This window comes from Rubrivivax rivuli, from assembly GCF_004016505.1.
Taxonomy (GTDB): Bacteria; Pseudomonadota; Gammaproteobacteria; order Burkholderiales; family Burkholderiaceae_C; genus Rubrivivax; species Rubrivivax rivuli.
Genome location: NZ_SACR01000001.1, coordinates 18415 through 32708, shown reverse-complemented (window position 1 = coordinate 32708; position 14294 = coordinate 18415). Strand labels below are relative to the sequence as shown.

The following is a 14294-nucleotide window of genomic DNA, read 5'->3' as shown; positions in this document are numbered from 1 at the left end:
AAGCCGCCTAGAGGCCGCCTAGAGGCCGCCCGGGTTCAGGCCAGGCCCGCGGCGGCCTTGGCGCGCAGCTTGGCGTTGATGTAGGCGCCGTGCGGCACGTGCAGCAGGTCGGCCACGCGCCAGAGCACGTGGTTCTCGTGCGCCGTGAGCTGGCCATCGGTGTAGGCCACGGCCCACATCGCCTCCACCACCTGCACCTTGTCCTCGAAGCTGAGCTGCTCGTTCAGCGTGGAGGTGAAGGCATGGAAATCGACGGCGTGCTTCGCCCGGTGCTCGGCCAGTTCCAGCAGGCGGGCCTGCTCGTCATCGGCCAGCGCAAACCGCTGCTGCAAAACGGCCAGCACGGCGCGGCGCTCGGCCTCGGTGCATTCGGCATCGGCGCGCATCACCTCCACCAGCAGCACGGCCGTGGCCAGGTGCAGGCGGTGCGCTGCGTTGCCGCCGCCGGGGCCCTGCAGCGGCTGGGCCAGCAGGCTGTTGAAGAGGTCTTGCAGGGGGCGCAGCATGGGGGTCTCGGGGGCCTGGACCGGGTTGGGATCGCGGCAGGACGGCTGGAGTTCAGTCTTGGCGCCGCGGCAGCGTGGCGGCCTGCTCGCCCAGGTCCCAGAACAGCCCCGTCATCAGCGCCAGCGCCTCGCGAACCACGGGCACCAGCAGGTGCTCGTCGGGCGCGTGCTGGCTGCAGGCCGGGTAGCTGTGCGGCACCCACACCGTGGGCAGGCCCAGGATGTCGGCGAACACGTCGTTGGGCAGGCTGCCGCCCAGGTTGGGCAGCAGCACCGGCGGGCGGCCGGTGCTGCGCTGGATGCTGGCCAGCGTGAAGCGCACCCAGGCGTTGTCGGGGTCCAGGCGCGTGGCGGCCATCACCGGGCCCACTTCGATGCCGATGTCACCGAAGCCCTGCGCCGCCAGGTGCGTGGCCAGATGCTCGTGCAGCCGGGCGATGTCGGTGCCGGGCACGAAGCGCATGTGCATCGTCGCTCTTGCCGTCGGCGGGATGGCGTTCACGGGGTGCTGCGGGTTGCCGGCCACCATGGCCAGCACCTCCAGCGTGTTCCAGGCGATCACGCGCTCGGCCGGGCTCAGGCCGGGCTCGCCCCAGCCCGGGTCGACTTCGGGGTCGCCCGGGTCACCGCCGAAACGCAGGCCGGCGAGCGCGGCACGCACGTTGGCCGGGATGGGCGGCGGGCGCAGCGCCGCCACGCGGATGACCCCGCGGCCGTCCACCAGGCTGGCAATAGCGTTGGCCAGCACCACGGCCGGGTTGCTCAGCAGGCCGCCCCAGTTGCCGCTGTGGTGGCCGCCCTCGCGCGCCTTCAGCGTGAGATCGAAGTTCACCGTGCCGCGTGAACCCAGGAAGACGGTGGCGCAATCGCGCCGCAGGCGCGGGCCGTCGCTGGCGATCAGCACATCGGCGCGCAGGGCCTCGCGCTGCTGCGCGCAGAAGGCGGCCAGCCCCGGGCTGCCGGCCTCTTCGCCGGTCTCGATGAGCCACTTGACGTTGAAGCCCAGTTGCCCGCGCTGCTGCAGCACCTGTGCCAGCGCCGCGATGTTGATGCTGTGCTGGCCCTTGTTGTCGGCGGTGCCGCGGCCGTAGAGGCGTTCGCCGTCCTGTGCCAGCACCCAGGGGCCCTGGCCCCGCTTCCAGCTGGCGTCTTGCCCGCGGATGACGTCGCCGTGGCCGTAGACCAGCACCGTGGGCAGCGTGTCGCCCTCGTGCCGGTGGGCGATGAGGAAGGGCCCGAAGCCAGCCTCGGGGTTGGGGTGCAGTGTGCAGGTGAAGCCCAGCGCGGCCAGCGTGGGCGCCATCTCGTCGCTGAGGTAGGCCTGCAAAGCCGGGCCCGAGGCCGGGTCCTGGCTCTCGGTGCGCATCGCCACGCGGCGCGCCAGGTCTTGCGAGAAGGCGCCGCTGTCGAAGTGCGCCAGCGCGGCCTGCAGCGCGTTGCCGCGCGCGGCCGGGGCCAACACTGCACTCAAGGCTTGCTCACGAGCTCGAAGTGCTCCACCACGGGCGGCGCGGCGAAGAAGGGCCCGACGATCGCACGCCACTCGGCAAACAGCGGTCCCTGGCGGAAAGCCACCGTGTGGTCTTCCAGCGTGGCCCAGAAGATCTGCAGGATGTAGCGCTCGGGGCTCTCGATGCCGCGGTTGACCTTGGCGCCGTGGAAGCCCTGGGCGCGGCCGATGACGGTGGCGATGCCGCGCTGGATGGCCTCTTCGAAGGCCGCGTTCTGGCTAGGCTGGATGCGGATGTCGGCAAGTTCAAGGATCACGGGCAGGCTCCCAAGTCAGCAGGTGGCCAGTGTCCCACGGCCCCTGCACCGACCACGCCGCAGGCGCTTGCGGGTGGGTCAGAGCCTGCAGCCGCGGCCGGGGTCGGCCAAGGCCTTCACGGCCACGCCGCGCGTTTCGTTGTTCACGCCCTTCACCTCGCGCAGATAGATGTCCTGCACCGGGTTGCGTTGCGGGCTCAGGCTGAACTTGCCGCGCGGGCTGTCGATCACGGCCTTGGCCATGGCGGCCTGCAGGGCCTCGCGCTGCTTGATGTCGCCCTTCACGGCGTTCAGGCCGGCGGCGAGCATCTGCGCGGCGTCGTAGCCCTGCACGGCGTAGACATCGGGCTGCTGCTTGTAGCTGATGGCGTAGGCCTTGCGGAAGGCGTTGTTGCGCGGCGTGTCCAGGTTGTCGGCGTAGTGCAGCGTGCTCAGGATGCCCTGGGCGCTGGCGCCCTGCGCCTCCAGCGTGCCGTCGGTGACGAAGCCCGAGACCACCAGCGGCACCGCCTTCTTCAGGCCCGCGGCGTCGTAGTCCTTGACGAACTTCACCGCACCGCCGCCGGCGAAGAACGCGAACACCACGTCGGGCTTCTGCGCCGCGATCTCGGTCAGCAGCGCCTGGAATTCCACGCCCGGGAAGGGCAGGCTGAGTTCCTTCATGACCTTGCCGCCGCCCTTCTCGAAGCCCTCGGTGAAGCCCTTGACGGCCTCGTTGCCGGCGGCGTAGTTCCAGGTGATGCTCATGGCGCGCTTGTAGCCCTTGCCCGCGGCCACCACGCCCGCGGCGTAGCCCGGCTGCCAGTTGCTGAAGCTGCTGCGGAAGATGTTGGGCGCGCACTGCGCGCCGGTCAGCGCGTCGGCGCCGGCGTTGGGCACGATCATCAGCGTGTTGCTCTCGCGCGCGGCACGGGCCATGGCCAGCGCCACGCCGCTGTGCACGGTGCCCACCAGCACGTCGACCTGGTCGCGCTTGATCAGCTTGTTGACGTTGTCGGTGGCCTTGGCCGGGTCGCTCTCGTCGTCGACCTTGAAGTACTGCACCTCACGGCCGCCGAGCTTGCCGCCCTGTTCCTGCACGTGCAGCTTGAAGCCCTTCTCGATGGCGTCGCCCAGCGCCGCGAAGGTGCCGGTGGCCGGCAGCATCAGGCCCACCTTGATGGGCGCGTTCTGCGCCAGTGCGCCGCTGCAGGCGAAGACACCGCAGGCCAGGGCCAGGGTGCTGAGGGCGGGTCTGAAGCTCATTCGGGTCTCCGGGGTTTCTTGTGGGGGTCTGGGCCGTTGCCAGCCTCCCAGCATGCCTGGGGTGGCAGCCGGGCGTTAGCGGGGTTTGCCGGATGTGGCGGATTTCACGGTCGGCGTCGGCGCAGCGGCCGCCGGGACGCGCCTGCCGGCCTCCGCACACCGCCTGTTGCAGACCGGCTGCCTCAAGTTCAGGCGGCGGGCACCCGAAAACAGGCGTGAGAGGCCGTCCGACAGGACAGCCAAGAGCAGATACGCACAGGGAAGCCGCATGACCAGCACCGTCGCCGTCGAGGAGTTGCGCGTGGGCATGTACATCCACCTCGACGGTGGCTGGCTGTCGCACCCGTTCCCCTTGTCGGCCTTCCGCATCACGTCCAACGACGAGATCGCGACCATCCGCGGCCTGGGCCTGACCCAGGTGCGCTGGGTGCCTGAAAGAAGCGAGTTGCCCGCCGCGGGCGCCTTGCTGGAAGGGAATGTGCCGCCTGTGGTGCCGGCCGGCTCGGCCCTGAGCCCCGAGGAGCAGGCTGCGCGCGACCAGGAAGCCTGGCTCAACGCGCAGCGAGAGTCGGCACAGCGCTGCGAGCGCCAGTACGGCGAGGCGGCCCGCGTGATGCGCGACATCGGCGAGCAGATCACGCAGCAGCCCAAGGAAGCCGGCCGCACCGCAGGCGATCTCACGCGCGCCATGCTCGACAAGATGCTGGCCGCCGACGAGGTGGGCATCCGCCTCGTCAGCGGCGCCGGCGGCGACCGCAACAGCGCCCACGCGCTCAACGTGGCGGTCGTCTCCATGCTCATCGGCCGCACGCTGGGCATGAGCGACAGCGAGATGCAGGACATGGGCGTCGGCGCCCTGCTGCACGACGTGGGCAAGATCGACGTGCCCGACCGGCTGCGCCACCCGGAAGACAACTTCACCCCCGCCGAGACCAACGGCTACCGCGACCACGTGGCCAAGGGCGTGCTGCAGGGTCACCGCATGGGTCTGAACGCCGGCTCGCTGTCGGTGATCGCGCAGCACCACGAACACGCCGATGGCAGCGGCTTCCCGATGAAGCTCAGCGCCGACCGCATCGGCCTGGGGGCGCGCATCGTGGCCATCGTCAACCGCTACGACAACCTGTGCAACCCCGGGGGCCGCACGCTGGCCCTCACGCCGCACGAGGCGGTGGCGATGATGTTCGCGCAGTCGCGCTCGCGCTTCGACCCGCCCGTGCTCAACGCCTTCATCCGCATGATGGGCGTGTACCCGGCGGGCTCGCTGGTGCAACTCACCGACGACCGCTACGCGATGGTGGTGGGCGTCAACTCCACGCGGCTGCTGAAGCCGCGCGTGCTGGTGCACGGCACCCCAGCCGCGCGCCCCGGTGCGCGCGGCGGCAACGCCGGCGCGCCGCAGCTGCTCGACCTGGAGTTGCAGCCCGAGTTGGGCATCCGCCGCAGCCTGGCGGCGAGCAAGGTGCCGCCGCCGGTGCTGGCCGCGCTCGACCCGCGCCCGCGGGTGTCCTACTACTTCGAGCCGCTGAGCGTGGTGTCGCGCCCTGCGGAGCTGGCTGCGTGAGTGCTGCCGCACATTGGGCCGGCCTGCTGGCAGGCATGCCGCAGGCGGCCTGGGTGGTGGCCATGGCCGACCGGCGCGTCGTGGCCGCCAACGCCGCTGCCGCGGCCTTGCTCGGCCGCAGCGCGCAGGCGCTGCAGGGCGACGCGGCTGACGCGCTGCTCAGTTCGCCCGAAGACCGCCTGTGGTGGGACAGCGAAGGCAGCATCGGCCTGCTGCACACCGACACCGTGGTGGCCACGGCCGCAGGCGCACGCTACGTGAGCCGCAGCCTGTCCCTGATCGACGTGCCGCCCGGCGAGCCGGCCCATGCCCTGGTGGTGGTGGCCGACCGCAGCGCCGAGCACCGCGCCGAGAGCGAACGCGAGGCCGCGCTGGCCGAACTGCAGGCCACGCTGGAGGCCACGGCCGACGGCATCCTCGTCACCGATCCGCAGGGCCGCTTGAGCGCCTGCAACCGGCGCTTCGCCGAGATCTGGGGCCTGCCGCGCGAGCTGCTGCAGCACGAAGACGATGCCGCGGTGCACGCCTGGATGGCGCGCAGCGTGGGCGACCCCACGGGCTACCAGCTGCGTTTGAACGCGCTGCGCGAGACGCCGCAGGCGAGCTCCAGCGACCGGCTGGAACTGCTCACCGGCCAGGTGGTGGAGCGCGTCTCGCGGCCGCTGCTGGTGCGCGGCCGCGCGCAGGGGCGGGTGTGGTCCTTCCGTGACCTCACGGCCAGCGTGGAGGCCGAGGCGCGCATCGAGCAGCTCTCGCGCAACGACACCCTCACCGGCCTGCCCAACCGCAGCGCGCTCGTCGACCACGTCAACGAAGCCACGGCCACGGCCCGGCGCGAGGGCCGCTCCTACGCCTTCCTGCTGGTGGACCTGGACCGCTTCCGCCAGATCAACGACAGCCTGGGCCACGAGGTGGGCGACCAGGTGCTGCAGACCGTGGCCCACCGCATCCAGGCCTGCCTGCGCGCCGACGACGTGCTGGCCCGCCTGGGCGGCGACCAGTTCGCCGTGCTCGTGAACCCGGCCGATGCCGCGGCCGCCGAGGCCACCGCCAAGCGCATCCTCAACGTGGTGGCGCACCCGTGCAGCGTGGAAGGCGCGCCCTTCACGCTGACCTGCAGCATCGGCATCGCGATGGCGCCTTCGCAGGGCTCGCGCATCGACGACCTCGTGCGCCACGCCGAGGCTGCCATGCGCACCGTCAAGAGCGCCGGCCGTGCGCACTACCGCATGCACCAGGCGCGCGCCGAGGGCGACCGCCGTAACGACATGCAGCTCGACCACGCCATGCGCCAGGCGCTGGTGAGCGGGCGCTTCCGCCTGCACTACCAGCCCCAGGTGAGCCTGGCCGACGGCCGCGTGGTGGGCGCCGAGGCGCTGCTGCGCTGGCGCGACCCGGAGATGGGCGATGTCTCGCCGGCGCACTTCATCCCCGTGGCCGAGGACAGCGGCTTCATCGTGCACATCGGCGAGTGGGTGCTGGCCCAGGCCGTGCGCCAGGCGGCGCTGTGGCACCAGCGCGGGCATGCACTGCCCATCGCCGTGAACGTCTCGGCCCTGCAGTTCAAGCAGCCGCATTTCGTCGACCGCGTCGGCAGCGTGCTCGACATCAGCGGCCTGCCGCCGCACCTGCTGGAGCTGGAGCTGACCGAGAGCATCCTCGTGCACGACGCCGACGAGTCGCTGCACCGCCTGCACGCGCTGGCGAGGCTGGGCGTGAAGATGTCCATCGACGACTTCGGCACCGGGTACTCGAGCCTGAGCTATCTCAAGCGCTTTCCCATCGGCAAGCTCAAGATCGACCGCAGCTTCATCAAGGGCCTGCCGGGCGACGACAGCGACGCCGGCATCGTGCGCGCCGTGCTGCAGATGGCCCGCGCCCTGGGCATGAAGTGCATCGCCGAGGGCGTGGAGACCGAGCCGCAGCGCCACTTCCTGCAGGAAGAAGGCTGCGACGAGTTCCAGGGCTGGCTGTACGCGCCCGCGCTTGACAGCCTGAGCTTCGAGCAGCGTCTCGTGCACGGGCCGGCTGCGCCGGCCGCTGCAGGAGCGGCCGTGCCGGCCCCCGCGCCCGCACGGCGCATCCGCCTGGTTCGGTAGGCGGCGCACCGACGCCGCACCGACGCCGCACCGACGGCGACCGGCACGGGTTGCACAATCACGCCCCGCACCCCGCGCCGGGGTGTGCCTGCTAGGCTGCCCATGATTTACAAGTTCAAGAGCCCCGCCACTGGCGACCTGATCATGCTCGGGGTCCATGGCGACCAGATGCTGCGCCTGCTGGGCCGTGAGCCCGCACCGCGCGGCATCATCGAGCCCGCCGACATGCCTGCCGCCAGCGCCGCGCTGATGGCCGCCATCACGCAGGATGAAGCCCCGCCCGAGGACGACGACGCCCGCCAGCCCCCCGTGGGCCTGCGCCAGCGCCTGTGGCCCGTGGTGGAGATGCTGCGCCGCGCGCACGCGGCCGACGCGCCCGTGGTGTGGGGCGTCTGAACCCACACCGACCGAATCGAACCGCCCGAAAGGAAGCCCCCGATGAAGCTCTGGAGCGACAGCTGGACCAACGGTGACCCCATCCCCGCACGCTACGCCGCCGGCAAGCCCGACGGTGCCGGCCAGGCCACCTTCAGCGACAACCTGAACCCCGCGCTGCAGTGGAGCGACCTGCCCGCGGGCACGCAGTCGCTGGTGCTGGTGTGCCACGACTTCGACGTGCCCAGCCGCGGCGACGACGTCAACCAGCCCGGCCGCGAGGTGCCGGTGGACCTGGAGCGGGTCGACTTCTTCCACTGGCTGCTGGTCGACCTGCCGCCCACGCTGGCCGGCATTGCCGAAGGCGAGTTCAGCCGCGGCTTCACCGCGCGCGGCAAGCCCGGCCCGGCCGCGCTGCATGGCGCGCGCCAGGGCCTGAACGACTACACCGCCTGGTTCGCCGGCCATCCCGAGATGGCGGGCGACTACTTCGGCTACGACGGCCCCTTTCCGCCATGGAACGACAGCCTGGTGCACCACTACGTGTTCACGCTCTACGCGCTGGACGTGGCACGCCTGCCGGTGGAAGGCGCCTTCAAGGGCGCCGACGTGCGGGCCGCACTGGCCGGGCGCGTGCTCAACGCGGCCACTTTCTCGGGCACCTACACGCTGAACCAGCGCCTGATCGGCGCCGGGTTTTGAGCGAGGCGGCGGCCTGGGGCCAGCCCTGGCTGGAGCCGACCCAGGTGATTGCCGTGCGGCACGGCCGCACCGCGTGGAACGCCAGCCAGCGCGTGCAAGGCCACCAGGACGTGGCACTCGATGCCGTCGGCACCTGGCAGGCCTCACAGGTGGCCAAGGCCCTGGCCGACACCCCGCTGCACGCCGTGCACAGCAGCGACCTGCGGCGCGCCCACGCCACCGCTCTGGCCATCGCGGGCCTGCACGCGCTGCCGGTGCGCGCGCACCCGGCGCTGCGCGAGCGCCACTTCGGCCGCTTCGAGACCCTGACGCACGCCGAGATCGAAGCGCGCTGGCCTGAGGAAGCGCTGCGCTGGCGCCGCCGCGACCCGGTCTTCACTCCGGGCGGTGGTGAATCGCTGCTGGCCTTCTCGGCGCGGTGCGTTGCGGCCGTCGAGCGGCTGGCCGAAGCCCACCGCGGGCAGACCATCGTCATCGTCGCGCACGGGGGTGTGCTCGACTGCCTGTACCGCGCCGCCGTGGGCCTGCCGCTGGAAGCGCCGCGAAGCTGGGCCCTGGGCAACGCCACCATCAACCGCCTGCTCTACACCGGCGAGGGCTTGCAGATGGTGGGCTGGAACGACGACGGGCACCTGGCCGGCGAGGCGCCGGCCGAGGCCTGAGGGGGCGAGGCTTCAGGCGCTGTGGGCACGGCGGCGACGCGCCAGGCCCGCAGCCGCCAGGGCCAGCCCTGCCAGTGCCAGCGAGCCAGGCTCAGGCACGCCCGAGGGGGTGGTGGCCAGGGGCTGCACGCGGATGCTCATCTCGCCGTAGTTCTGACCGTTGGAGAGGAAGGCATTGCCGCCCGCGTAGAGGTCGGCGTTCGTGCGCGCCACCATGCCGCGGCCGCTCACCGAGGTGACGGTGACCGAGTACACCTGGCCCACCGTCAGCGGCGTGCCGCTGACATTGAAATCGAACCACTTCAAACCATCGTTGACCAGGGGGCTGAAGACGAACGAGCTCAGCACAGGGCCCGACGGGCCGGCGCCCTGCAGCAGGCGGAAGGTCATCGACAAGGCGCCGAGGTGGACGTTGGCGTCACCGACCAGCACGCCGATCGAAACGCTGCTGTCTTCCGCCGTGAAGCTCTGGCCCATGCCGTTGTAGCCGAAGCAGATGCAGTGGCCGCCCACGGAAGTGGCACCGGTGGTGTTGATGGGGCCGGCAACGGCGTGCTGCGCGCTGAACAGGGCGGCCAGCAGGCCGGTGGCGACAGCCAACTTGGTGAAACGCATGGATAACTCCGGGATTGTGTTTGTGCACTTCATCGGCCCCAACGAGGGCTCGGCGGCTCAGGCAGCAAGTCGCAGGCCAGCTGCCCCGCGCTGCACGCGCCATGGCGCCAAGTCCTTGATCACAAAGAATGACCGCCGTGATATCCGCACGAACCGCCGCCCGGAGGCCTGCCGGGCGGCGCCAGCGGTGTAAGCGGCACCGACGGTCCTTCGGTACGCCGGCGGCATCGCCGGCGCACCGCCCGGGCCTGGCAGCGAGGTTCAGCCGCCGAACAGGTCGCCCGCCGCGGGCGCTGCCGGTGGCACGAGCCCCAGGTGGCGCCAGGCCGCTGCCGTCGCCACGCGCCCGCGCGGCGTGCGCTGCAAAAAGCCCTGCTGGATGAGGTAGGGCTCGATCACGTCTTCGATGGTGCCGCTCTCTTCGCCGATGGCCGCGGCCACGTTGTCCAGGCCCACGGGGCCGCCGTCGAAGCGGTGGATCACGGCCTCCAGCAGCTTGCGGTCCATCACGTCGAAGCCCAGCGGGTCGACGTCCAGCATCTTCAGCGCCTTGTCGGCCAGCGCCGCGGTGATGCGGCCGTCGCCCTTGACCTGCGCGTAGTCGCGCACACGGCGCAGCAGGCGGTTGGCGATGCGGGGCGTGCCGCGGCTGCGGCGTGCGATTTCCAGCGCGCCGGCGTCGTCGGCCGGCACGTTCAGCAGGCTGGCCGAGCGCGTGACGATGCGGGCCAGCTCTTCGTGCGTGTAGAACTCCAGCCGCGCCACGATGCCGAAGCGGTCGCGCAGCGGGTTGGTCAGCATGCCGGCCCGCGTGGTGGCGCCCACCAGCGTGAAGGGCTGCAGGTCGAGCTTGATGCTGCGCGCGGCCGGGCCCTCGCCGATCATGATGTCGATCTGGTAGTCCTCCAGCGCCGGGTAGAGGATCTCCTCCACCACCGGGCTCAGCCGGTGGATCTCGTCGATGAAGAGCACATCGTTCTTCTCGAGGTTGGTGAGGATGGCGGCCAGGTCTTTCGGCTTCTCCAGCACCGGGCCCGAGGTCTGGCGCAGGTTCACGCCCAGCTCGTTGGCGATGATGTGGCTCAGCGTCGTCTTGCCCAGGCCCGGCGGGCCGAAGAGCAGCACGTGGTCCAGCGCCTCGGCCCGCTGCTTGGCCGCGCCGATGAAGATCTCCAGCTGCTCGCGCGCCTTGGCCTGGCCCACGTAGTCCTGCAGGCCTTTCGGGCGCAGCGCGCGTTCGATGGCCTCTTCGTTGGGCGAGGCGGGCGCCGCGCTGATCACCCGGGCCGCCGCCGGGCGGGGCGCGGGGGCGAAGTCGTCGGTCTGGATGGCCATACAGTGATTATGACCAGCCGCTACACTGCGCGCCCTCACCATGCACCGCCGCCACCTTCGCCCGCTGACCTGGCTCGCCCTCTGGGCCGTGCTGGCCATGGCCTTGCTGCCGGCGGTGTCGCACGCGCTGTCGTTCGCGCGCGGCGACGGGGGCGCCTGGGCCGAGGTCTGCACGCCGCAAGGCATGCGCTGGGTGCTGGTGGAAGCGCCCGACGGGCCTGCGCCCAGCAGCCTGCCGACGGCCACCGGGCACCTGGAGCACTGCTCCTTGTGCACCCTGAGCGCCGGGGCTGCCGCGCCGCCGCCCGCGCTGCCGGTGCTGCTGGCCTTGTCGCTCGCGGCCTTCGAGCCACCGCTTTTCCTGCACGCGCCGCGCACGCTGTTCGCATGGCGCACCGCGCAACCGCGCGGGCCCCCGTTCGTCTCCTGACCTTCGCCACGTTCGCCCTGCGCCCGGCCTGAAGCCGCGCGGGGTGCCCCGTTGCATGCCCCGCCCTCGCAGGCGGGGTGTTCAGGAGTTCTGCCTTGTCTTCCCGTTTTTCGTCCCTGCACCGCAGGGCGCCGTTGGCGCTGGCCGCCGCGGCCAGCTGCGCTTTCGCGCAAACCGCTCCCGCCCCTTCGAACGTCTCCGCAAACGCCGCCGCCCAGGCGCCGGTGCGCGACGCCGGCATCGTCACCATCGTCGGCAGCCGCGTCAGCAGCCTGCCGACGCAGATCCCCACCACCACCGAGGGCATCACCGGCGCCGAGGTCGAGACCAAGATCAACGCCACCGACAGCGAAGACGCGCTGAAGTACTTCCCCAGCCTGCTGGTGCGCAAGCGCTACATCGGCGACTACAACCACGCGGTCCTGTCCAGCCGCGCCAGCGGCACCGGCAACAGCGCGCGCAGCATGGTCTACGCCGACGGCATCCTGCTGAGCAACTACCTCGGCAACGGCGCCGCCTTCACGCCGCGCTGGGGCCTGGTGACGCCCGAGGAGATCGAGCGCGTCGACGTGCTGTACGGCCCCTTCTCGGCCGCCTACCCGGGCAACAGCGTGGGCGCGGTGGTCGACTACGTCACGCGCATGCCGCGCAAGTTCGAGGTGCATGCCAAGGTGGGCTACTTCGTCCAGCCCTTCGAGCTCTACGGCACGAAAGACACCTACAGCGGCTGGCAGGCCAGCGCCTCGGTGGGCGACCGCGCCGGCGCCTTTTCGTGGTGGTTGAACGTCAACCGGCTGAAGAACGAGGGCCAGCCCATGACCTTCGCGACCAAGCTGGTGAGCGCCAGCACCACGGCCGCCGGCACGCCCGTCAACGGCGCCGTCCTCGGTGAAGACAGGAGCTACCTGCCCTGGTACCTGATCGGCGCCGGCACGCAGTACAGCACCACGCAAGACCACGCCAAGGCCAAGATCGCCGTCGATCTGCCCGGCCAGGTGCGCGCGCAGTACACCCTGGGTTGGTGGCAGAACAGCACCGTGGGCCAGAGCACCAGCTACCTCACGCGGGCCAGCGATGGCAGCCCCTTTTACAGCGGCGTGGCCACCATCGGCGGGCGCAACTACACGGTCGCCGCCAGCGACTTCGGCCAGAACCGCGACAGCCTCACGCACCTCATGCACGGGCTGAGCGTGGCCAGCCGCGCGCGCGGTGTCTTCGACTGGGAGATCGCCGCCAGCCTCTACGACTACGACCAGGACATCGCGCGCGCGCCCACCGGCGCCAAGCCCGCGGCCGATGCGGGCGGCGCCGGCCGCATCACGCGCCTGTCGGGCACCGGCTGGCACACCCTGGCGCTGAAGGGCGTGTGGCGCCCGAACGCGGCGCACCAGGTCGATCTCGGCCTGCAGCAGGACAGCTACCGCTGGCGCCAGCGCATCGACAACGCGGCCGACTGGATCACGGGCGACGCCACCACGGCGGTCAGCAGCTTCCGCGGCCACACGCGGCTGCAGAGCCTGTACGCGCAGGACACCTGGTCTTTCGCGCCGGCCTGGAAGGCGGTGCTGGGCTTGCGGCACGAGCACTGGACGGCCCGCGACGGCGCCAAGACCACAGGCAGTGCGGCGCCGGTGAACTTCAGCGCCCGCAGCGAGAGTTGGCTGTCGCCGAAGCTGGCCCTGGGCTTCCAGGCGGCCGAAGGCTGGGCCTTGAAGCTCAGCACCGGCCGCGCTGTTCGGGTGCCCACCGTGGGCGAGCTCTTCCAGGGCAACGCCGGCACCGATGTGGTCACCAACCCGGGCCTGAAGCCCGAGAAGAGCTGGACCACCGAGTTCACCAGCGAGCTCAGCCGCGGCCTGCAGCGCCTGCGCACCACGCTCTTCCACGAGACCACCACCGACGCGCTCTACAGCCAGGCCATCGCCGGCACCAGCCCCATCGTCAACAGCGTGCAGAACATCGACCGCATCCGCACGCTGGGGCTGGAGACCTTCTACGAGGTGTCGGACCTCGGTGTCCAGGGTCTCGACCTGCAGACCAGCCTGACCTACGCCGACAGCGTGATCCGCGCCAACAGCAGCTACGTCAGCGTGCCCGGCGACACCGTGGGCAAGCAGCAGCCGCGCGTGCCGAAGTGGCGCGCCAGCTTGCTGGCCAGCTACAAGTTCAGCCCCGCGCTGACCGGCAGCTTCGGTGCCCGCTACGGCAGCCGCCAGTACGGCCAGCTGAACAACAGCGATCCCAACGGCTTCGCCTACCAGGGCTTCAGCAAGTACTTCACCACCGATGTGTGCCTGCGCTGGAAGATCGACAAGCAGTGGAGCGCGGCCTTCGGCATCGACAACCTGAACAACTACCAGTACTGGAATTTCCACCCCTACCCGCAGCGCACCTACAGCGCCGAGCTGCGTTTCGACCTGTGAGCACCCTCGCCATGAAGACACCCCTCCTCAGCCTCGTGCTCGCCACCGCCACGGTGGCGGCCCAAGCCCATGTGACGCTGGAAACCCCGCAGGCCACGGCCGGCGCGGGCTACAAGGCCGTGCTGCGCGTGAGCCACGGCTGCCAGGGCACGGCCACGCACACCCTCACCGTGCGGCTGCCGGCGGGCTTCCGCGGCGCCAAGCCCATGCCCAAGGCGGGCTGGGCGCTGAGCGTGCAGAAGGCGCCGCTGGCCCAGCCCTACGAGAGCCACGGCCGCCGCGTCACCGAAGACGTGGTCGAAATCACCTGGAAGGCCACCAGCCGCGAGGCGTGGCTGCCCGACGCGCACTACGACGAGTTCGTGCTGCGCGGCCAGGCGCCGCAGGCGGCCGGGCCGGCCTGGTTCAAGGTGCAGCAGCTGTGCGAACAGGGCCAGTGGGACTGGTTCGACGTGCCGGCCAGCGGCACCACCACGCGCGGCCTGAAAGCCCCTGCGGCATTGCTGGAAGTGATGCCCGCCGCACCGGCCGCCCCTGGCGGCCATCACCATTGAGCCCGGCACCGGCGCGC

General features: G+C 71.2%; 14 protein-coding genes. 8 read left to right on the top strand and 6 right to left on the bottom strand.

Annotation, left to right across the window (positions count from 1 at the left end):
* Positions 1-35 precede the first annotated feature (35 nt).
* From EOE66_RS00170 to EOE66_RS00155, 4 genes are all read right to left on the bottom strand, one after another.
* A complete protein-coding gene (locus tag EOE66_RS00170) occupies positions 36-506 on the bottom strand; it encodes a tellurite resistance TerB family protein (protein ID WP_128226683.1) in 471 nt (156 codons plus the stop codon).
* A gap of 52 nt (positions 507-558) precedes the next feature.
* Entirely contained in the window at positions 559-1977 is a 1419-nt protein-coding gene (locus tag EOE66_RS00165) for a M20 family metallopeptidase (protein ID WP_245478841.1), read from the bottom strand.
* Positions 1974-2273 carry an antibiotic biosynthesis monooxygenase family protein gene (locus tag EOE66_RS00160; protein WP_128226682.1) on the bottom strand — a complete coding sequence of 100 codons (300 nt, stop codon included), beginning with the start codon at positions 2271-2273 and terminating at the stop codon, positions 1974-1976. Before EOE66_RS00160 ends, EOE66_RS00165 begins: the two co-directional genes overlap by 4 nt.
* A gap of 78 nt (positions 2274-2351) precedes the next feature.
* Positions 2352-3518 (bottom strand): ABC transporter substrate-binding protein, encoded by a 1167-nt coding sequence (locus EOE66_RS00155; RefSeq protein ID WP_128226681.1) that lies wholly within the window; start codon positions 3516-3518, stop codon positions 2352-2354.
* Between the two features lie 268 nt (positions 3519-3786).
* Here EOE66_RS00155 and EOE66_RS00150 point away from each other — a divergent pair, with 268 nt between their 5' ends.
* From EOE66_RS00150 to EOE66_RS00130, 5 genes are all read left to right on the top strand, one after another.
* Positions 3787-5082: an HD-GYP domain-containing protein gene (locus EOE66_RS00150; protein WP_128226680.1), complete on the top strand. Its 1296-nt coding sequence runs from the start codon at positions 3787-3789 to the stop codon at positions 5080-5082.
* Complete coding sequence (locus EOE66_RS00145) at positions 5079-7181, top strand: putative bifunctional diguanylate cyclase/phosphodiesterase (protein ID WP_245478840.1); 2103 nt, start codon at positions 5079-5081, stop codon at positions 7179-7181. Before EOE66_RS00150 ends, EOE66_RS00145 begins: the two co-directional genes overlap by 4 nt.
* Positions 7182-7283: 102 nt before the next feature.
* Positions 7284-7577: a DUF1840 domain-containing protein gene (locus tag EOE66_RS00140; RefSeq protein ID WP_128226679.1), complete on the top strand. Its 294-nt coding sequence runs from the start codon at positions 7284-7286 to the stop codon at positions 7575-7577.
* Positions 7578-7619: 42 nt separating this feature from the next.
* Entirely contained in the window at positions 7620-8258 is a 639-nt protein-coding gene (locus tag EOE66_RS00135; protein WP_128226678.1) for a YbhB/YbcL family Raf kinase inhibitor-like protein, read from the top strand.
* The gene (locus EOE66_RS00130) at positions 8255-8920 is read left to right on the top strand and encodes a histidine phosphatase family protein (RefSeq protein WP_245478839.1); all 666 of its coding nucleotides are present in this window, start codon (positions 8255-8257) and stop codon (positions 8918-8920) included. The genes EOE66_RS00135 and EOE66_RS00130 overlap by 4 nt, the downstream gene beginning before the upstream one ends.
* 12 nt (positions 8921-8932) lie before the next feature.
* Here the strand turns inward: EOE66_RS00130 and EOE66_RS00125 are convergent, their stop codons facing one another.
* On the bottom strand, positions 8933-9535 hold the full coding sequence (locus tag EOE66_RS00125; RefSeq protein WP_245478838.1) for a PEP-CTERM sorting domain-containing protein: 603 nt from the start codon (positions 9533-9535) through the stop codon (positions 8933-8935).
* A gap of 261 nt (positions 9536-9796) precedes the next feature.
* Entirely contained in the window at positions 9797-10870 is a 1074-nt protein-coding gene (gene ruvB, locus EOE66_RS00120) for a Holliday junction branch migration DNA helicase RuvB (RefSeq protein ID WP_128226676.1), read from the bottom strand.
* Positions 10871-10910: 40 nt separating this feature from the next.
* Here ruvB and EOE66_RS00115 point away from each other — a divergent pair, with 40 nt between their 5' ends.
* The 3 genes from EOE66_RS00115 to EOE66_RS00105 all read left to right on the top strand — a co-directional run bounded on the left by EOE66_RS00115 (position 10911) and on the right by EOE66_RS00105 (position 14277).
* Positions 10911-11300: a DUF2946 domain-containing protein gene (locus tag EOE66_RS00115; protein ID WP_128226675.1), complete on the top strand. Its 390-nt coding sequence runs from the start codon at positions 10911-10913 to the stop codon at positions 11298-11300.
* 95 nt (positions 11301-11395) lie between these two features.
* Positions 11396-13723: a TonB-dependent receptor gene (locus tag EOE66_RS00110; RefSeq protein ID WP_245478837.1), complete on the top strand. Its 2328-nt coding sequence runs from the start codon at positions 11396-11398 to the stop codon at positions 13721-13723.
* 11 nt (positions 13724-13734) lie between these two features.
* Positions 13735-14277: a YcnI family copper-binding membrane protein gene (locus EOE66_RS00105; RefSeq protein ID WP_128226674.1), complete on the top strand. Its 543-nt coding sequence runs from the start codon at positions 13735-13737 to the stop codon at positions 14275-14277.
* Positions 14278-14294: the final 17 nt, after the last annotated feature.